Consider the following 18,972-nt stretch of genomic DNA (forward strand, 5'->3'; position numbering starts at 1 on the left):
TTTAGTTATCCAGATTGAGCGACTTCGCAAGATCGTCGCCCATTGCATCATCACCATCGGCTGCACGCGGCTTGAGACCGAACTGCACGAGCAGAGGCGCTGCAATAAAGATCGAAGAATAAGTCGCTACGATAATCCCTACACTCAAAGCCAATGCGAACATGCGAATATCAGCACCACCGAACATATAGAGCGGAACATGCGCAATGAAAGTCACAAAGGCTGTTGGTAATGTTCGCGAGAGGGTTTGATTGATGGAAGCGTCAATAATCGCAGGCAGTGGCGCACTGCTGTAGCGCTTCAAATTTTCACGCACGCGGTCATAGATCACGATCGTGTCGTTGAGCGAATAACCAATAATCGTCAGAACCGCTGCTACGCTCCAGAGATTGAATTCCATACGGAAGACAATGAACACACCCGCAAGAATGATAACGTCATGGAGCGTCGAAAGAACGGCACCGAGCGCCAGCTGCCAGCGGAATCGGATCCAGACATAGACAAAGATACCAGCCAACGACAAAAACAGCGCCAAAAGACCTGCCTGGGAGAGTTGCTCGGAAACAGTAGGCCCGACAACTTCAACACGCTGGAACGAATAATCCGGCTCAAATTCGCCGCGCAGTTTGACTGCAACTGTCTGTTCCGCATCGTCGCCAACTTCCTGACTGCCGATGATCACAAGAGCCGAGCGTGGCGATTTGGCGGGAAGAACACGTGCACTGTCAATATTAAGCTCGCTCATGCGTTCTTCAATATCAGGCAGATTTGCATCCCCGCTGCGCGCCTGCAACTCCACCATCGAGCCACCACGGAAATCAATACCGTAGTTGATGCCGATATTGACGAACAGCGCGACAACGATTGCGCATGCAAGAACCGAGATGCCAAGCGTCACGAACTGAAGACGCATAAACGGAATATGCGTAACGGTTGGAACGAGCTTCAAGCGGCGCTTCGGAATTTCTTTCGGCTTTGCGGTCCGAACCCACTGGGCGATCAGCAAACGCGTAAAGGTCAGCGTCGTAAACAGCGTCGTGAGAATACCGATTGTGACGGTGAGTGCAAAGCCATGAACCGGTCCAGAGCCCATCAAGAACAGCACCAGAGCCGCAATCATGGTCGTAAGATTGGCGTCAACAATGGTTGAAAGCGCGCGATAAAAGCCCGATTCCATTGCCTGAACGACTGAATAGCCTTTGCGGCGATCTTCGCGCACACGCTCATAAATCAGAATATTGGCATCAACCGCCATGCCAATGATCAGCACGATACCGGCCACACTGGCCAGTGAAATCGATGCGCCGATCAAGGACATGATTGCCACAAGGATAATCACGTTGACGGCGAGCGCGACCATGGCGATCACGCCAAGCACGCCATAGGACAGGATCATGAACAGGCCGACAAGAAATGCTGCAAGAAGCGCTGCGGAAACAGCGGCGCTCGCATAATCATCGCCAAGCGCAGATGCAATTGTGCGTTCTTCGAGAACCGTTACAGCCTTAGGCAACGCACCGGAGCGCAAAACCACCGACATATTATTGGCAGATTGCAGATCGAATGCGCCTGATATCTGCAATTCATCCGTATCAAGCGGCTCGCTGACAACAGGTGCAGAAACAACCTGATTGTCGACAACGATTGCGAAGCTTTTGCCGATAGCATGAGCGGTCGCAGCTGCGAGATTGCGGCGCCCCTTCTCATCAAGCGTCAGCGTGATGACGGGTTCATTATCATCTTCGGAAAGCGTGGCTTTTGCATCGATGACATCTTCACCGGTAAAAACAGGATCATTTTTTACAAGATAACCAACCGGCGGATCATCATAGGAATAAATAATCTTGCTGTCGGCTGGGGGGGCTCCGCGGATCGCATCGTCGGGTGACATGCTGTCATCAACCGCACGAAACGAAAGATTACCCCGGATACTAAGAATATCTTTTAGAAGCTGAGCGTCATAAAGGCCCGGAACTTCTACGCGAATACGGTTGCGGCCCTCTTCCTCAACGACCGGGCTCCCGTAGCCCAATTCTTCAAGGCGCTGCCGCATAATGTTTTTGGTGCGATCAAGATCGCCGCTGCCAGGATTCTGCACCTGAAGAATGAGGCGAGAACCACCAGAAAGGTCGAGCCCAAGCGCCACCTGCTTTGTCGGCAAAAATCCGGGCAGATTGGCCAGTGTTTCACGCGAGAAAAAATTAGGCGACGCTATGATGAAGCTGGCAATGATTGCCAGCCAGATCAAAGCCGATTTCCAACGTGAAAAATAAAGCATCGGGCAACAAATCCGTTTCGGCTTGTATAGATCGTGCCAGAGCGCATTTCGCGAACTGCTCTCCAGCCATGTGAAAGCACCACGGCAGCTGCCGGGACATGCACGATAATGATAGAGCCCCGGTTATGGAAACCTTACCGGGACTCCATCAGTCTAATAAAATTATTTGTTTTTGTTGTCGGCGACTGGTTCGCCCTTAACGCGCACTTCCGAAAGAGCGCTGCGCAGAACGCGGATCTTAACGCCTTCAGCGATTTCAACGTCGAGTTCGCCGTCGTCATGAACCTTCAGGACCTTACCGACGATACCACCACCGGTGACAACCGTATCACCGCGACGAACAGCAGCCAGCATTTCCTGACGCTTTTTCATCTGCGTACGCTGTGGGCGGATGATGAGGAAATACATGATCACGAAGATCAAAACGAATGGCAGAATGCTCATGAGCATATCTGGTCCAGCGGCGCCGCCGGAGGCTTGTGCAAAAGCCGGGGTTACGAACATTAGGAACTCCTCTGAAGTCTCGAAGACAAATTCTTAATGGCATTACAATGGTTAGTGCGCCAATTGCAACCGACGATGACTTTACTCAGTCAAGGTCTAACACTTTTCCTGCATGCTGTGGCATGTTAAGCCCTGAGCCTCATCATCTGAGGGTATGGAATGACGACGGAAAATATACTCAGCCAGAAACTCGATCGCCTGATCGCTGCTCTGGAACGCATAGCACCGCCACAGCCGGGCGTCCCGGACCTTGAAGTCGCCGACTGTTTCGTCTGGGCACCGGAGCGGCTGACCCTTGATCCGGTCAAGCGCGTCAACCGCGTTGATATCGCGCTCATTCGCGGCGTTGATCTTGTCCGCGATCAGCTTGTCGATAATACCCGCCGCTTTGCCAAAGGTTATCCTGCGAACAATGTTCTGCTTTGGGGCGCACGCGGGATGGGCAAGTCATCGCTCGTCAAAGCAGCGCAAGCCAGCGTCAATACGGAAATGGTTGACAAACCACCACTCAAGCTCGTTGAAATTCACCGCGAAGATATCGACAGTCTCCCTGCCCTGATGAACATCATCAAGGAAGCGCCCTATCGCTTCATTCTGTTTTGCGATGATCTGTCGTTCGATCACGACGACACGTCCTATAAGTCGTTGAAAGCAGCGCTTGAAGGCGGCGTTGAAGGCCGCCCGGACAATGTAATTTTCTATGCAACGTCCAATCGCCGCCATCTGATGCCGCGCGATATGATTGATAATGAGCGCTCGACTGCCGTTAATCCATCGGAAGCGATCGAAGAAAAGGTTTCGCTGTCGGACCGATTTGGTCTGTGGCTCGGTTTCCATAAGTGCAGTCAGGATGACTATCTGGCGATGGTCGACGGTTATGCCGCACATTACAAGCTGGATTACGATCCGCAGGCGATGCATGCAGAAGCACTGACCTGGTCAACCACACGCGGCAACCGATCTGGCCGTGTTGCGTGGCAATATATTCAGGATCTCGCTGGCCGCCTGGGTCAAGCAATTTAAACACCCAAAAAAGGCGGGTTTGAAACCCGCCTTTGTTGCTTTTTAATGAAATTCCTATCAGGATTCCAGATACTTGGATGGATTGACCGGCGAAGAATTCTTGCGCACTTCAAAGTGCAGCTTTGGCGATTTCGCGTTGCCGCTCATGCCGGATTTTGCAATGTCTTCACCGCGGCGAACCTTCTGTCCGCGCTGCACGAGGATCTGGCTGTTGTGGCCATAAACCGTCACCAGACCATTGTCGTGGCGAATCAGAACCGTCTGACCAAACTCCTTCAAGCCATCGCCCGCATAGATAACGACGCCATTTTCGGCGGCCTTAACGGCAGTGCCTTCCGGCACCATAATGTCGATGCCGTCATTGACAGACGTCCCTTCACGCTGGCCAAAGCTTGCAAGAACGCGACCGCGAACTGGCCAACGCATCTGAGAGATGCCCGTCGAAGATGGTGCTGCTGACTGATCCTTTTCAGCGTCTTCGATCACCTTATTGCTCGCTTGCGGCGGCGTATAAGGCTTCACATTGGATGCTTCATTCGGTGCAATCGAAGCTGTTTTCACAGGTGCTTCTGTAGCTGGTTTTACCGGCTGGGGTGCAACTGCTGCAACCTGTGTTGTGCCACCCGCTGCCGATGGAATTGTCAGAGACTGACCGACACGGATTGCACCATTGGTAAGACCATTCGCCTGCTTGAGCGTCTCGACCGGAACATTGTGCTTTTGCGCAATCGAATAAAGCGAATCGCCTGACTTGACCGTATAGCCACCCGCTGCAACAGTCTTCGCAGCTGCGACCGGAGCTTGCGCCGTAGGCGTCGTGACATGGTTAGCAGCCGGAAGCGGAACACCGTTTGCTGTGGCCGGTAACTGCCCAAGAACTTTGGAATTTGCGTTGACTGCAGTGCCCGCGGCACTCGCCATCTGCGTTCCAGCACTGTTTACCTTATTGGCAGCAACATTTTGCGCCTGATTAATCTGATTCTTTGTCTGTGCTGTCGCCGCGGCAACAGGTGCAGAAGAAACCGGCGGCAAACTGTTGCGCTGAACCGACCCGCTTGAAACAGGTTGCGCAGCCGCCACCGGCGCATAATTATCGCTGGCTGACTGTTGCACGACGCGCTGGTTAGGCGTGGAGCCGGTATAAAGACCATCCGTGAAGCGCATTGTATCGGCGCTGCACCCTGCACCAAAACCGGCAATCAGAACGATCGCTGCATTCCGCAGAAGACGTTCGGACGTATGCTGCAATATCGGAAAACGCATGTTCAACTCGCCCATACTCTAAAACTCACTTGGACTCATTAAAACGCGTTAATGTTACTCGCTGGTTAAGAAGGCCTCTTTCTTCGAAAAAATATTCACCAATTAAATACCATAAGCACGAAAAGCCATTCCGACGCGAAATCGCCAGAGCTTCGCAGTCGTCATAAAACCGAGGAAAGGCCTTCAATAAATGGCTGATAGCGCACAGGCATAATATTTTCCTGCTCAAAGCGGCTCCCAACCTTTGCGATGCGCGTCATAACCTGCTGGCCGTCGCCGGGCCCGATCGGTGCGATAAGCACACCGTGCGTTGCCAGAAGCTCAACGAAATGACGCGGAATATCTTCGCAGGCAAGCCATATCACGATGCGATCAAACGGCCCGCCGGGCATGCCATGGCGTCCATCGGCGTGTTTAACCATGATATTTTCACGCTTGAGCGTTACAAATTGCTGCAAGGCGCGGTCACATAATTTGCGATAACGCTCAACAGTCGTGACACGGCCCGAAAGCGTCGCCATGACTGCCGCTGTAAAACCGGAGCCGGTGCCGATTTCCAAAACACGATGGCCCGACTCGAGTTGCAAAGCCGCAATCACGCGAGCCTGATCATCGATGCCTTCGATATACTCTCCGCAATCAAGCGGCACAGTCCGCTGGCTGAATGCCATATGTCCCCACGCCGACCCCATAAAGCTCTGTCGCGGCGTTAATTCAATGGCTGCAAAGAGGCGGGGATCATTGATTCCCCGCGCTCGCATACGCATGACGAAGGATGCAAATCCTTCCCTGTCCGAAAGCTGCGGGCGTTCAGACACAGCCTGATTCATGCTTCAACCCCAAGTGCCTTGCTCAGATCAGCCCGAACCTTATGCGCTGTCAGATCAAGCTGAAGCGGTGTTACAGATATATGATCATTGCGAATAGCAGCTATATCGCTGTCGACAGCAACTTCAGATTTGGCGCGGCGAAACTGCAACCAGAAATAGGGAAAGCCACGACCGTCTCGGCGCTCATCAAGACGGGCATCATGGCTGAGTTTGCCCTGCCCGGTCACGCATGTGCCTTTCACGTCGTCGGGATCGCAATTCGGGAAGTTAATATTGAGCAGCACGCCCTCCGGCCAGCCGGCCTCAATCAACTTTTTGATAAGAGCAGGCGCATGAGCCTCTGCTGTTTCCCACGGAACAATCCGGCGGTCGGCTTCGTATTCATACTCCTGCGAGAGTGCTATCGATTTAACGCCAAGAAGCGTGCCTTCCATGGCTCCCGCGACCGTGCCCGAATAAGTCACATCGTCGGCCATGTTGGCACCCGAATTGACACCGGACAGGATGAGGTCCGGTGCTTCCGGGAGAACATGACGCACACCCATGATCACGCAATCAGTGGGCGTGCCACGCAGTGCGAAATGGCGGTCATCGATCTGGCGCAGGCGAAGCGGCTCCGAAAGCGTCAACGAGTGTGCAAGACCGCTCTGGTCAGTCTCCGGTGCCACAACCCAGACATCATCAGAGAGCTGGCGTGCGATACGCTCCAGAACTGCGAGGCCTTCAGCATGGATACCATCATCGTTCGTCAGCAGAATTCGCACGTCGTCTCTCCTTCATTCAGGTCATTAACTGTTTAAATTCACGCGGCTTTTTCGATGCGCGTGAGGCCGCCCATATAGGGCTGCAATGCTTCAGGAATATGAACGCTGCCATCTTCCTGCTGATAATTTTCCATAACAGCAATCAGTGCACGGCCAACAGCGACACCCGAACCATTAAGCGTATGAACAAAGCGCGTGGTCTTCTCCCCTTCCGGCCGATAGCGCGCATTCATGCGACGGCCCTGAAAATCGCCGCATACCGAGCAGCTGGAGATTTCGCGATAGGCATTCTGGCCCGGCATCCAGACTTCAATGTCGTAAGTCTTCTGCGCACCAAAGCCCATGTCGCCCGTGCACAGAACCACGGTGCGGAATGGCAGACCGAGGCGTTTTAACACTTCTTCCGCACAAGCTGTCATGCGTTCATGTTCGGCGGCCGAACTTTCTGCATCGGTGATCGACACCATTTCCACTTTAAGAAACTGGTGTTGACGCAACATACCGCGCGTATCACGACCGGCAGAACCGGCTTCCGAACGGAAGCAAGGCGTTAAGGCTGTATAGCGCTGTGGCAGCGACTTGAGATCAACGATTTCGTCCGCAACCAGATTGGTCAGCGGCACTTCGGCGGTTGGAATAAGCCAGCGGCCATCGGTCGTGCGAAACAGGTCTTCCGAAAACTTCGGCAACTGACCCGTTCCATAAACAGCCTCGTCGCGCACCATCAGTGGCGGCATGGTTTCCAGATAGCCGTGCTCTGTGGTGTGCAGATCAAGCATAAACTGGCCCAAAGCACGTTCAAGACGCGCAAGTGGACCTTTCAAAACGGTAAAACGGGCACCGGCAATTTTGGCCGCGCGCTCAAAATCCATGTAACCGAGCGCCTCGCCCAACTCATAATGCTCTTTTGGTGTGAACGAGAAATTGCGTTGATTGCCAATACGGCGGATTTCAACATTATCCGCCTCATCCTTGCCGAGTGGCACATCATCTGCCGGCACATTTGGAAGGCTTGAGAGCGCGTCATTGAGTTCTTTCACCAAACGACGTTCTGTTTCCTCAGCTTCCGTGAGGAACGCCTTCAGCTCACCCACCTCGGCCTTGAGCTTATCAGCCGTTTCTGCATCCTTCTCGGCCATAGCCTTGCCGATTTCCTTGGAAGCAGCATTGCGGCGCTCCTGAGCGGCCTGAACCTTGCCAACATGCTCACGACGCTTTTCATCCAGCGCGATCAGTTCGGACGAGACGGCCCCTGCTCCGCGCTTTGCAAGCGCTGTATCGAAAGCTTCAGGGTTTTCGCGAATCCATTTGATATCGAGCATGGGAAAAGCCGTTTCTTGAAATTTAACAACAAGAGAGGCTGCCGGGTTGCAGCCTCTGTTTAGCATATGTCCGGATCAGGAAGCGCTGTCCTCAGCGTCTTCTTTCGCCTCACTCCGCTGCTTCTCAATCATCCGGGCCAATATGATGGAAATCTCGTAGAGAAGGATCGTCGGAATGGCAAGACCGATCTGGCTGGCAGGATCGGGAGGTGTGAGTACCGCAGCAACCACAAACGCGATAACAATTGCGTATTTTCGTTTGTCTTTTAGCCCTTCCGAAGTCAGCAAACCCGCACGTGTCAGAAGGCTGGTTATAACAGGCAACTGGAACACGAGACCAAAAGCAAAAATGAGCGTCATGATGAGGCTCAAATATTCAGACACTTTCGGCAGAAGCGAAATTTGCACTTCCCCGTTACCGCCGGTCTGCTGCATCGCCAGGAAGAACCACATCACCATCGGAGTGAAGAAGAAATAAACAAGCGCGCCGCCAATGAGGAACAGAATCGGCGAAGCAATCAGGAAAGGCAGGAACGCCATACGCTCATGCTTGTAGAGGCCAGGCGCAACGAATTTGTAAATCTGCGCAGCAATAATCGGGAATGCCAGAACAACGCCGCCAAACATGGCAACCTTGACCTGCGTAAAGAAGAATTCCTGCGGAGCGGTGTAGATCAGTTCAGCCTTTGAACGATCCATACCCGCCCAGTCAATTGCCCACTGATACGGCACGACGAGCAGATTGAAGAGATGTTTTGCAAAAGCAAAACAGAAAACAAAAGCAATAAAGAACGCCAAAATCGCCCAGATCAGGCGACGACGCAGTTCAATCAGGTGTTCGAGCAGAGGTGCGGCGCTCTGTTCAATTTCGGCCTCATCCCGTTTCACGCTTTGGTTCCTGTCTTTTCAGTCGTCTTTTTCGTGGGCTTGCTTGCTGCAGGCTTGGCCGCAGATACCTTCTTCGGCGCAGCAGGCTTTGCAACGGGTTCTGCTTTGGTGCTGGTCTTAGGCTTTGCCGCTGTCGCTTTCGTCTTAGCTGGCTTTTCAGCCAAACCTGCAGGCGAAGCCTTCTTGCGCGTTGCCTTTGGCTTGATCACAGCCGCCTCAACAGGCGCATCAACGGGAACCGTAGCACCAGTAGCTTCGACCGGCATTGCAACCTCGGCCACTTTTGCAGGTTCAGGCGGAGACATGGATGTTGTGGACTGAAGGCCAGCGCGAATATCTTCGCCAGCACTGCGAATCGGGTCAAACACTTCCGTCAGCTTGGAACGTGGATTGAGCTTACGCGCCTCATCAACGATAGTCTTCACATCCTCCAGTTCAGCTTCTTTCAAAGCCTCATTGAATTGATGTTTGAATTCATTCGCTGTCGAACGCATACGCGCCGTCGCTTTGCCAAAAGCTCTGAGCATCTTCGGCAAATCTTTTGGCCCAACCACCACGATCATGACGATCGCGATAATCAGCAGTTCAGACCAACCGATATCCAACATATTTTGCTACTCCGCGCTTTGATCGCGCGCGTCCCGTCTTTCGGCGGAAAACCGCACATTATTATGGAAAATATGCCGCGATTTGAACAATCACAGCACAATTTCACGACAGATCAGGACTTTGTCGTCTTTTTGACGTCGCTGACGGTTTCTTCCGCCTTGGCATCAATTGTACGTGTATCGGTCTTGGCGTCTTCCTTAGCAGCGTCTTCTTCAGACATGCCCTGCTTAAAATTCTTGATACCCTTGGCAACGTCGCCCATCAGTTCAGGAATCTTGCCACGGCCAAACAGAAGCAGCACAACTGCAAGAACGATCAGCCAGTGCCAGATAGAAAAGCTACCCATTTTATTCCTCTCATTGCCGTGAAATCACGGCTTATTCCTGTATTGCTGACTATGATTTAAGCGCTTTCAACAAATCTTTCAAACGGAAGTATGGCGGTGAGCGCTGTTAGATTGATTTTATTTGCTCAATCTCGACTTTCGAAAGTGTGCCGTATCTTATTCAAATCAAGCAAACCGCCTTCATCTTTGTTTTATGCATGCCCTGTTCCCACTTTCGGGAAACGCGCTTTTCACTCTGCACGCGGCGCAAGCAATCCCAGCCCTTCAAGATCAATATCTTCGAGTGGCTCTTCATCATCGGTTAGTTCATCCGGGTCAATATTGGGAACGGAAACACTAAATCCTGATGGTATGCGCGCTGACAAAAGCCCCGCGCCACGCAATTCTTCCAAACCCGGCAAATCCCGAATCTCCGGCAAGCCGAACTGGTCGAGAAAGGCGTCGGTCGTGCCATAAGTCACCGGGCGTCCCGGCGTCCGGCGACGACCACGGAGTTTGATCCAGCCTGTTTCCATTAGCACATCAAGCGTGCCCTTGGAGGTTTCAACACCGCGAATATCTTCAAGTTCTGCGCGTGTTACCGGCTGATGATAGGCAATGATTGCAAGCACTTCCATTGCCGCACGCGAAAGCTTGCGCTGCTGCACAGTCTCCCGGCTCAGAAGAAATCGAAGATCGGGTGCCGTGCGAAAAGCCCATGCTGCCCCCACCTGAACCAGATGAACACCACGCCCTTCATAGATTTTCTGAAGATGCAACACGATCGCGGGAATATCGGCATTGGCAGGCAGGCGCTCCGCAAGAGCCCGTTCGGAAACAGGCTCTGCTGATGCAAAGATTATGGCTTCCACCACACGGGCATTTTCCGCAAGCGCTGTAGAATCAGCCGGATGTTGACTATCGTCATCACCATCCCTTGAGATTTCCGCTTCAGACATTGTCGTCCTCATCCAGTTCGCGCAATCCATGTGCTGCGCGCATATAGATTGGCTCAAAAGGTGCATTCTGCCGTACTTCCAGTTTGCCTTCACGCACCAGTTCCAGGCTTGCGGCAAAAGAACTCGCGAGAGCGGAAGCCCTCTCCTGCGGCGTCAGCGCATAATGGATCAGAAAATGATCAAGAGCGACCCAGTCTGCACTTGCCCCCATCAGACGCACGAGCGCACCCCGCGCTTCCTTCAAAGACCATACAGTACGCTTTTCAATCTGGACATGGGAGACGGCCTGCCGCTGCCGTTGCGAGGCATAGGCTGTCAACAATTCATATAGTGAAGCCGAAAACTGGCTGGAGCGATCAACCACGACCAATTCGGGCATGCCACGGGCAAACACATCGCGGCCCAGACGATTGCGGTTTACGAGCTTTGCGGCAGCATCCCGCATGGCTTCAAGCCGCTTGAGGCGGAATTGCAGCGACGCAATCAGTTCCTCTCCAGTCGCTTCATCGTCATCGTGTTGCTTCGGGATCAGCAACTTGGATTTCAAATAAGCAAGCCACGCCGCCATTACGAGATAATCGGCGGCAAGCTCAAGCTGAAGCGCCTGCGCCTGCTCAACAAAGTGCAGATATTGTTCAGCAAGCGCCAAGATGGAAATGCGTGACAGATCAACTCGTTGATTGCGCGCAAGATGCAACAGCAGGTCAAGCGGGCCTTCAAAGCCCTGCACATCAATCAGCAGTGAAGGCTCGTTCTCAGCGCGGTCGGTTTCGCCCTGCCACAGTGTATCCATCGGCACGTTGGTACCGTCTTTGCCACTTGTGTTGGTTACCGATTGAGCCACCCGTTTTTCCTGACTGCTATTGTTCGTAGGCTGATCGACCAAGCTTCATTGTTTAAGCGACCACGCCGAACATTTGCCCAAACTCTTCGCGCAATTCTTCCTCATCCGAAAGATCGGGGTCGCCAGCATAAACCTCTGCGAGGTCGGCACGATTGCGGGATTTGCCTTCAAGCACCGGCACGCGCGCTGCAACTTTCACCAGCTCTTCCATCACACCCGCACAATAAAGAACAATGTCACAGCCCGCATTGGTAATACCTTCGGCAATATCGCCCAGATCGCCCGACAGAGCTTTCATGGAAATGTCGTCGCTGATGACCAGTCCGTCGAACTGAATGACATCGCGAATGATCGTATTGATCACCGTTGGCGACAAAGTGGATGGCCACTTTGGATCGATGCAATCGAAGATCACATGCGCTGTCATAGCCATTGGCAGATCATTCAGCGCCTTGAACGGTACAAAATCATGTGCGACCAATTCGGAAAGCGGCGCCCCCACGCGCGCCAGTTCCTTATGGGTATCGCTGAAGGCGCGGCCATGGCCCGGCATATGTTTGATGACCGGCAAGACACCGCCAGCCAGCAATCCTTCGGCAGCAGCGCGGCCCATCGCAGCAACATTATACGGGTTTTTGGAATAGGCCCGTGCCCCAATGACATCATGTGCGCCTTCAATCGGAACATCGAGAACCGGCAAACAATCAGCATTGATGCCGACTTTCAAAAGATCGAAGGCATGAAGGCGCGCATGCAGCCATGCGGCGCGAAGGCCAGCATCGGCATCGCGATCATAAATCGCACCAATTTCTGCTGCCGCAGGATAATTCGGAACAAGCGGTGGTCGAAGGCGCTGGACGCGGCCACCTTCCTGATCGACAAATATCGGTGTTTGCGGGCGGTCTGTCACATCGCGCAATTGCGCAGTTAAGTCCGCGACTTGCTCCAGACTTTCCACATTGCGTGCAAAGAGAATAAAACCCCACGGCCTTTCATTGCGGAAAAAGGCCACCTCGTCGGGCGTAAGCTTCGTTCCCGCTACACCGGCGATCCACGCCTTGCACTCTTTCATGCAACATTCCTTCGATCTGTTTGCGCTTGGGGTCTGGGGAGATTTAGACCAAAAAACTACTCTATGGTAGCATATGAAAAAGGGCGGCCAATGCCGCCCTCTTCAAAAATCATGTTTTGCAACACTTATTGCGTCACAAAGCAGCTACCGCCCGCACTCTTGAAACGGGCGCACAGTGCATTTGCTTCTTCTTTGGAGCCAGCCTGAACGCGCACGCGGTAATACGTCCCTTTGTTCGGAATGTCGGCACGCTTGATGTCCACTGCACGACCACCGATGACGCTGCCATAACGCTGCGCCATATTGGCATAAGACTTCTGTGCAAGTTCCGCAGAAGGTTGTGAGGCGATCTGGATGAAATAGCCCCCGCCCGCGGCAGACGCGACCTGCGCCGCAGCAGGTGCTGCAGCCGGTGTGCGCTGAGGAACATTGCCGACAATCGTCGTTGGTTGTGCAGCCGGACGGGACGGCACAACGGGTGCACGTACTGCTGGGGCAGCTTGTGTTTGCACAGTCGGTGCCGGTTGGGCTGCTGGCGTGTTCACCGTTGATTGCGGTGGCTGGCTGCCTGCTGCAATTGCAGCGATCTCATCCGTTTCAGCAGGCGGCGCAATCGGCGACGAATCATTTGTTGCTGTAGCCTGTTTCGGTGCGGGTTCTTGTTCCTGTGGCTGGACAATCGTGCCATCTGGACGAACGATCATGGTTTGAACTTCACGCGTCTTGATCAGCGGCGCATCCTGACCGGAACTGGCAGGCGCCTCAGCGCTTTGATTTGGCTCTGGAGAATCGTTCGTGCCAACATCATTATCCTGCGCGCCGAGATCAACGGGCTCCTCGCCCGAAGAAATCAAAGTCTGCTGTTCAGGACTATTCGGCAATGTGCCTGCAACGCGATCATAAACGGCCTTATCCTGATTAGGCACCGTCGCACCGCCCGGATTTTCCGGCTGAACCTTGATCGGCTGGTTATCGGCGCGAATCACAACAGGCTCACCCGATCCGCTGCCACCAATGAAATGATAGCCAATACCGCCAATGAGCACGGCAATGCCCGCAACACTTGCAAGAATGAGGCCACGACGCCCACGCACCGGACGGTTGAGATAAGCTTCAGATGCCCGGCCCAGATCATCTTCAGGCTGCATGGATGCACGCGTGCCCAAATCCTCACTTTTGATTGTCTGCGCGCCCTGTGCGGCCCAATGATTATAGAAATCATCCTGGCTTGCGCTTGTTCCAGATACAGTGTCCTGTGGCGCGGAATAACGGCCGTAAGCCGCGGCCGCTGCTCCGGCACCCAAGGCGGCCCCTGCCGCTACGCCGGCATTTGGCAGGTAGGACGAAGCGCTTTCACGGAAAATATCTTCAAAAGCCCGATCAGCTTCGCTTTGGACTTCTGTTTTTGCCGCAGTGTCATCAACATCGATTGTGCTGAACACTTCGGCGAACTCGGCTTCAAGATCGGTCAGTGAAGCGGCTGGATCTTCTTCGCCGTAATTCACGTCAGGCAAATCAAGCGAATGGGTTTGCTCAACCTTGCTGTCAGCCACGCTCAAAGTTTCGATTTCAGGAGCAGGTGCGGCAAAAGTGGAACGCGGATCGGCATAATTGGTAAAGGAAGGCGCTGTCGTCTGTTCCTGTTCATTATAGGTCGCATGCGCGTAAACAGGCTCGTCGGCAATTTCCGGCGCCAAATCGAGGTCGTCTTCGATGAAAAAATCTTCTTCAGTGAAGATATTCTCGTCTTCGACCACAGGCGGTGACGAAACATCACCGGAAGCTTCAAATCCAAAATCATCTTCATTGAACGAAATGTCATCAAGGCCAGACAGTTCATCCTCAGTTGCTTCGGCAGCAACAGACGTGAAACCTTGTTCGCTTTCCAGTGAGAAATCTTCGTCGAATGAGAAGTCATCAGCCAGTTCAATTGGCTCATCTTCATAGCCAGCATGAGCTGCGCGAACAGGTTCGGCTGAAAGCACGCCTGCCGTTGCGCCACCCGGTGCGAAATTGCTCAGGGTGTAATGCGGATAGACAGGTTCCTGCGATGTGCTTTGCGGTGCATCATAAGATTCAGGCGCGAAGCTTGTTGCCTGTTCTACAGGCTCATAGGCTTGCGGGTCTTCAAGCTGAGAGTTATCGAAAACAGGCTCAGCCTCTGTATATCGGGCAGGCTCTGCATAAGACGGTGCTTCTGCAACGCTGTCTTCATAGCGCGGCGCAAAAGATGCAGCCTGCTCTGGCTGATTCCCATAGGTTGACTGGTTTTCGAAGGTAGAACGTGGTTCGTCACTGAAAAGCAAATTTTCAAGCTCGTCCTCAAGCGACAAAGACTGATGAACAGGCTCGCCAGCAGCACTGCGTTCAAACGGTTCGGCTGACGGGATTTCCCAATTATCGCCAAACGCTGCATTCAATTCCGGTTCGTTCAAATATGCATCGCCATAAGGTGCTTCGGACTGTTGATCGGCAGCGGGGCGATAATCCACATCGTCCTGCGCCACATGTTGCGAAACGTAAGCCGCGCTGGCGTCTGAACGAACGGACTCCACGAACTCATAAGATTCGCCAGGTGAAAGCTGCTCGTTTGCATCGAGACCAAGATCAAGCTCTTCATCCAGCGCCAATGCGAGATCGTCTTCGGCACGCTGAGGCTCGGCACTCTGATAGGGAGGCGTGTCGTAAGATGGCGATTGCGAAAATGGTATTGCGTATTCTTCGGGCTCTGAAACGTCGCCGAAATCCCCCAACAACTCGCGTTCGAGATCAAAGGAAAGCGCATCATCAGCAGAATCAAAATTCGGCTCGCGCGCATCGTTGTTTCGCGCAATGTTGTTATCAGCAGGCGCGCCGAAATCCATGATCCGCGAAAGCTCCATTAGCGGATCGTCTTCGTGCAGCGGACGCTCGCCGTAATTACGGGAATTAGCACTGCTGTCCGTCATGGTGTGTTCCTAACTCAAACCCTGGACGTCACAAGACGTCTCGATACACTAAATTGTAGCGAGGCAATGTGGGCAAAAGTTGACGGAAGTTTTCTGCACCTGAAGGAAGATCGACGACTTGTACATTCGCTGATCTTCCATCTTTTTGACTTATCCACCCCCGCACAAAACCTTTGTTGATCTTGCGGGTAACGAAACCGTCTTAGCGCATTTCCGTCGGAGCATCTGCACCGATTATTGTCAAACCGGACGTCAGCACATCGGAAACCACCTGTACCAACCCTAGCCTTGCTAGAGACAATTCTGGATCGTTAACCTTAATAAAACGTAAGTCTGAGTTTTCTGTGCCTTTATTCCATTGCGAATGAAGTGCGCTCGCAAGATCATAAAGGTAAAAAGCCAGACGATGCGGCTCTTGATGGGTCGCGGCAGATTCGATCAGACGCGGATATTCTGCAAGCTTGCGGATAAGTGCAATTTCGCTCTCATCGGTCAGCTTGTGAAGATGTGCACCAAGCGAAACGCGATCCAGATCCGCGAGCCCGAGCTGGTCAATGGCCTGCCGGAAAACCGAATAGCAACGCGCCGAAGCATACTGCACATAAAAGACCGGGTTGTCCTTGGACTGCTCAGTCACCTTCGCAAAATCAAAATCCAGCGGCGCATCGTTCTTCCGATAAAGCATCATGAAGCGCACAGGATCGCGCCCCACCTCATCCACCACCTCGCGCAGTGTGATGAATTCACCCGAACGCTTCGACATGCGGACCGGCTCACCGTCGCGGAACAGCTTTACAAGCTGACAAAGCAGCACGGTGAGCTTCGCCTTGCCATCGGAAACAGCACGAGCAACGGCTTCGAGACGCTTGACATAGCCGCCATGATCGGCGCCCAGCACATAGATCATCTCATTAAAACCACGATCATATTTGTCTTTAAAGTAAGCAACGTCAGCCGCAAAATACGTGAAGGAGCCGTCGGACTTCATCAGCGGACGGTCAATATCATCGCCGACTTCCGTCGAGCGGAACAAGGTTTGTTCGCGATCTTCCCATTCTTCCGGCAGCTGGCCTTTTGGCGGCGGCAGTTTGCCCTTATAGACATGGCCCTTCAACGTCAGATCATTGATCGCGGCGCGAATAATACGTGCATGATCGGCGTGAAGCTTGCGTTCCGAATAGAAAACATCGTGATGAACATTGAGCGCCTCAAGATCGGCACGGATCATCGCCATCATCGCGTTGATCGTGCGCTCTTTCACCAGCACAAGCGCTTCTTCTTCGGGCATCTCCAGAAGTTTCTTGCCAAATTCCTTGGCAAGCGCCTCGCCAACCGGCACCAGATAGTCACCCGGATAAAGACCGGCTGGAATCTCGCCAATCGTCTCACCGAGCGCTTCGCGGTAACGCAGCATTGCAGAATTGGCCAACACATCGATCTGCGCGCCCGCATCGTTGATGTAGTATTCCTTGGTGACGTCGAAGCCTGCAAATTTAAGCAGATTTGCAAGCACATCACCGACGACCGCGCCACGGCAATGGCCAACATGCATCGGACCTGTGGGGTTGGCCGAAACATATTCGACATTGACCTTGGTGCCATTGCCGAGCTTCGAACGTCCAAAGTCTGTCCCTTCATTCAGCATCGCGGCCAATTCGCGCTGCCAATAGACATCTTTCAGGCGGAGATTGATAAAGCCTGGACCCGCCACATCGACGGTCGCAACGTCCGGGTCACCTTTCAGCGCTTCGGCGATTGCAGTTGCAAGCTCGCGCGGATTCTGGCCGACAGCCTTGGAAAGCACCATGGCCGCATTGGTTGCAATGTCACCATGCGTCGCGTCTCGTGGAGGTTCAACGCTGATACGCGACAAATCAAGCTCGCCGCCATCTTTCGCTTTCAGATCAATATCTTGCAACGTTTTTTTGATACGTGCGTCGAAATCTGCAAAGATATTCATGGTTCGTCCTGTCAGGCTTCCGTCCGGCAATTGTTGCGGTTTCCGGCGTTGGCTCGTCATAAAAATAGCGGAGACTTTGACGCATCTAAGCGCCACAACCCACTTCGTGAGGACCCGATTAAGCTAAATCGGGTGTATGGTCAAACAATCGTCGGTGTTCGCGCACGGCATAATTGTCAGTCATGCCGGCGAGATAGTCGGCAATACGGCGTGCCCTGCCCGCCTCATCAAGCGTTTCACAGCCCGATTGCCACTCGGCAGGCATGATGGATGGATCATTGAAGCAAATATCAAACAGATCCTGCACGATTTTATCTGCTGCATGTCTGCGCACCACGACGCTTTCATGAAAATACAGATTTTTGAACAGGAAGCGCTTGAGGACTTTTTCTTCATCCCGCATCGTCTCCGAGAAGCCAACAAGGGCACATGGCTGGGCATGCACATCTTCAAGCGTCTGCGGATTGGCGCCTGCGATGCGGCGCTGCGACTCAGCAATCACATCCTCAACCATGACGGTGATTTGCCGACGCACAAGCTCATGGCCTGTGCGTACCGGATCAAGCCCCGGATAGCGGGTTCTGACGATATCCAGAAGCCTTCTGGTCAGGGGCACCTCGTCTAAACCTGAAAGCGTCAGCAAACCGGAGCGGAGACCGTCGTCAATATCATGCGCATTATAGGCTATATCATCGGCGATTGCCGCGCATTGTGCTTCAAGGCTCGCAAAGCGCGACAATTCAAGATCATAGCGTGCATTGAAATCAAGAATTGGCAGCGGAACCGGTTCATCCGAATGACTCGCAAAAGGACCAATCAGCGGACCATTGTGTTTGACAAGCCCTTCCAGCGTTTCCCATGAGAGGTTCAAACCGTCAAAATCCGCATAACGGTGCTCAAGCTTGGTTACGATACGCAAAGACTGCGCATTGTGATCAAAGCCGCCATAGGGCTTCATGCGCTCATTCAGGGCATCTTCGCCGGTATGTCCAAAAGGCGTGTGGCCAAAATCATGCACGAGCGCTACGGCTTCGGCGAGATCTTCATCCAGCCGCAAAGCACGTGCCAGCGCGCGCGCGATCTGCGCCACTTCAATTGTGTGGGTCAGGCGGGTTCGGTAATGATCGCCTTCATGCGCGATAAAGACCTGCGTTTTATGCTTGAGACGGCGAAATGCGGTTGAGTGTATGATTCGGTCACGATCGCGCTGAAACGGCGTTCGTGTGGCGCTTTCCGGCTCCGGCACCAGCCGTCCACGGCTCAAAATCGGATTGCTGGCATAGGGTGCTCGTTCACGATAACCGAAGCCTATTCCGTCAAGTGACCCAATTCCTTCCGGGGACATTGCGATGCATTCCTCACTGTAATATGATTACGCTAAAT

The 18,972-nt window shown here is 53.2% G+C and carries 16 protein-coding genes; 1 reads left to right on the top strand and 15 read right to left on the bottom strand.

Translation table 11 applies throughout. The annotated features are described in order from the left end of the window. Nucleotide 1: 1 nt before the first annotated feature. Both secDF and yajC read right to left on the bottom strand, forming a co-directional pair. Nucleotides 2-2,278, bottom strand: a complete 2,277-nt coding sequence (gene secDF / locus ABE527_RS13615; protein WP_499697219.1) for a protein translocase subunit SecDF — start codon at nt 2,276-2,278, stop codon at nt 2-4. Nucleotides 2,279-2,440: 162 nt separating this feature from the next. Further along, nucleotides 2,441-2,782 (bottom strand): preprotein translocase subunit YajC, encoded by a 342-nt coding sequence (gene yajC / locus ABE527_RS13620; RefSeq protein WP_265983640.1) that lies wholly within the window; start codon nt 2,780-2,782, stop codon nt 2,441-2,443. Nucleotides 2,783-2,941: 159 nt separating this feature from the next. On the opposite strand from yajC, the gene ABE527_RS13625 reads away from it, so the two are divergent. Further along, the gene (locus ABE527_RS13625) at nt 2,942-3,805 is read left to right on the top strand and encodes an ATP-binding protein (RefSeq protein ID WP_499697220.1); all 864 of its coding nucleotides are present in this window, start codon (nt 2,942-2,944) and stop codon (nt 3,803-3,805) included. A 57-nt stretch (nt 3,806-3,862) separates the two neighbouring features. On the opposite strand, the gene dipM is transcribed toward ABE527_RS13625, so the two are convergent. The 13 genes from dipM to ABE527_RS13690 form a co-directional block, all read right to left on the bottom strand. Beyond that, nucleotides 3,863-5,083: a cell division endopeptidase DipM gene (dipM, locus tag ABE527_RS13630; RefSeq protein WP_499697221.1), complete on the bottom strand. Its 1,221-nt coding sequence runs from the start codon at nt 5,081-5,083 to the stop codon at nt 3,863-3,865. Between the two features lie 146 nt (nt 5,084-5,229). Beyond that, nucleotides 5,230-5,898 (bottom strand): protein-L-isoaspartate(D-aspartate) O-methyltransferase, encoded by a 669-nt coding sequence (locus tag ABE527_RS13635; protein ID WP_265983636.1) that lies wholly within the window; start codon nt 5,896-5,898, stop codon nt 5,230-5,232. Then, complete coding sequence (gene surE / locus ABE527_RS13640; protein WP_265983634.1) at nt 5,895-6,662, bottom strand: 5'/3'-nucleotidase SurE; 768 nt, start codon at nt 6,660-6,662, stop codon at nt 5,895-5,897. The genes ABE527_RS13635 and surE overlap by 4 nt, the downstream gene beginning before the upstream one ends. Nucleotides 6,663-6,700: 38 nt before the next feature. After that, nucleotides 6,701-7,984 carry a serine--tRNA ligase gene (gene serS / locus ABE527_RS13645; RefSeq protein WP_499697222.1) on the bottom strand — a complete coding sequence of 428 codons (1,284 nt, stop codon included), beginning with the start codon at nt 7,982-7,984 and terminating at the stop codon, nt 6,701-6,703. Nucleotides 7,985-8,059: 75 nt separating this feature from the next. After that, a complete protein-coding gene (gene tatC / locus ABE527_RS13650) occupies nt 8,060-8,872 on the bottom strand; it encodes a twin-arginine translocase subunit TatC (RefSeq protein ID WP_265983630.1) in 813 nt (270 codons plus the stop codon). After that, the gene (gene tatB / locus ABE527_RS13655) at nt 8,869-9,480 is read right to left on the bottom strand and encodes a Sec-independent protein translocase protein TatB (RefSeq protein ID WP_499697223.1); all 612 of its coding nucleotides are present in this window, start codon (nt 9,478-9,480) and stop codon (nt 8,869-8,871) included. The genes tatC and tatB overlap by 4 nt, the downstream gene beginning before the upstream one ends. A 113-nt stretch (nt 9,481-9,593) precedes the next feature. After that, the gene (locus tag ABE527_RS13660) at nt 9,594-9,827 is read right to left on the bottom strand and encodes a twin-arginine translocase TatA/TatE family subunit (protein ID WP_265983627.1); all 234 of its coding nucleotides are present in this window, start codon (nt 9,825-9,827) and stop codon (nt 9,594-9,596) included. A gap of 230 nt (nt 9,828-10,057) precedes the next feature. Further along, nucleotides 10,058-10,765 (bottom strand): SMC-Scp complex subunit ScpB, encoded by a 708-nt coding sequence (gene scpB / locus ABE527_RS13665; RefSeq protein ID WP_499697224.1) that lies wholly within the window; start codon nt 10,763-10,765, stop codon nt 10,058-10,060. Beyond that, nucleotides 10,758-11,558, bottom strand: a complete 801-nt coding sequence (locus ABE527_RS13670) for a segregation and condensation protein A (RefSeq protein WP_396996704.1) — start codon at nt 11,556-11,558, stop codon at nt 10,758-10,760. The genes scpB and ABE527_RS13670 overlap by 8 nt, the downstream gene beginning before the upstream one ends. Before the next feature lie 103 nt (nt 11,559-11,661). After that, nucleotides 11,662-12,681, bottom strand: coding sequence for a beta-N-acetylhexosaminidase (nagZ, locus tag ABE527_RS13675; RefSeq protein ID WP_265983622.1), 1,020 nt, complete (start codon nt 12,679-12,681; stop codon nt 11,662-11,664). A gap of 125 nt (nt 12,682-12,806) precedes the next feature. Then, nucleotides 12,807-15,629, bottom strand: coding sequence for an SPOR domain-containing protein (locus ABE527_RS13680; protein ID WP_499697225.1), 2,823 nt, complete (start codon nt 15,627-15,629; stop codon nt 12,807-12,809). A 202-nt stretch (nt 15,630-15,831) separates the two neighbouring features. Continuing rightward, nucleotides 15,832-17,589: an arginine--tRNA ligase gene (gene argS / locus ABE527_RS13685; protein ID WP_396996658.1), complete on the bottom strand. Its 1,758-nt coding sequence runs from the start codon at nt 17,587-17,589 to the stop codon at nt 15,832-15,834. A gap of 118 nt (nt 17,590-17,707) precedes the next feature. After that, nucleotides 17,708-18,934 (bottom strand): deoxyguanosinetriphosphate triphosphohydrolase, encoded by a 1,227-nt coding sequence (locus tag ABE527_RS13690; protein ID WP_499697226.1) that lies wholly within the window; start codon nt 18,932-18,934, stop codon nt 17,708-17,710. Nucleotides 18,935-18,972: the final 38 nt, after the last annotated feature.

This window comes from Brucella sp. TWI432, assembly GCF_039674445.1.
Classification (GTDB): Bacteria; Pseudomonadota; Alphaproteobacteria; order Rhizobiales; family Rhizobiaceae; genus Brucella; species Brucella chromiisoli.

What these genes read in the sequence shown, in the direction of transcription:
- ABE527_RS13660 (WP_265983627.1), bottom strand. Translation starts at nt 9,827, where the DNA reads ATGGGTAGCTTTTCTATCTGGCACTGGCTGATCGTTCTTGCAGTTGTG.
- secDF (WP_499697219.1), bottom strand. Translation starts at nt 2,278, where the DNA reads ATGCTTTATTTTTCACGTTGGAAATCGGCTTTGATCTGGCTGGCAATC.
- ABE527_RS13690 (WP_499697226.1), bottom strand. Translation starts at nt 18,934, where the DNA reads ATGTCCCCGGAAGGAATTGGGTCACTTGACGGAATAGGCTTCGGTTAT.
- scpB (WP_499697224.1), bottom strand. Translation starts at nt 10,765, where the DNA reads ATGTCTGAAGCGGAAATCTCAAGGGATGGTGATGACGATAGTCAACAT.
- ABE527_RS13625 (WP_499697220.1), top strand. Translation starts at nt 2,942, where the DNA reads ATGACGACGGAAAATATACTCAGCCAGAAACTCGATCGCCTGATCGCT.
- ABE527_RS13680 (WP_499697225.1), bottom strand. Translation starts at nt 15,629, where the DNA reads ATGACGGACAGCAGTGCTAATTCCCGTAATTACGGCGAGCGTCCGCTG.
- serS (WP_499697222.1), bottom strand. Translation starts at nt 7,984, where the DNA reads ATGCTCGATATCAAATGGATTCGCGAAAACCCTGAAGCTTTCGATACA.
- argS (WP_396996658.1), bottom strand. Translation starts at nt 17,589, where the DNA reads ATGAATATCTTTGCAGATTTCGACGCACGTATCAAAAAAACGTTGCAA.
- yajC (WP_265983640.1), bottom strand. Translation starts at nt 2,782, where the DNA reads ATGTTCGTAACCCCGGCTTTTGCACAAGCCTCCGGCGGCGCCGCTGGA.
- ABE527_RS13635 (WP_265983636.1), bottom strand. Translation starts at nt 5,898, where the DNA reads ATGAATCAGGCTGTGTCTGAACGCCCGCAGCTTTCGGACAGGGAAGGA.
- ABE527_RS13670 (WP_396996704.1), bottom strand. Translation starts at nt 11,558, where the DNA reads ATGGATACACTGTGGCAGGGCGAAACCGACCGCGCTGAGAACGAGCCT.
- dipM (WP_499697221.1), bottom strand. Translation starts at nt 5,083, where the DNA reads ATGGGCGAGTTGAACATGCGTTTTCCGATATTGCAGCATACGTCCGAA.
- nagZ (WP_265983622.1), bottom strand. Translation starts at nt 12,681, where the DNA reads ATGAAAGAGTGCAAGGCGTGGATCGCCGGTGTAGCGGGAACGAAGCTT.
- tatB (WP_499697223.1), bottom strand. Translation starts at nt 9,480, where the DNA reads ATGTTGGATATCGGTTGGTCTGAACTGCTGATTATCGCGATCGTCATG.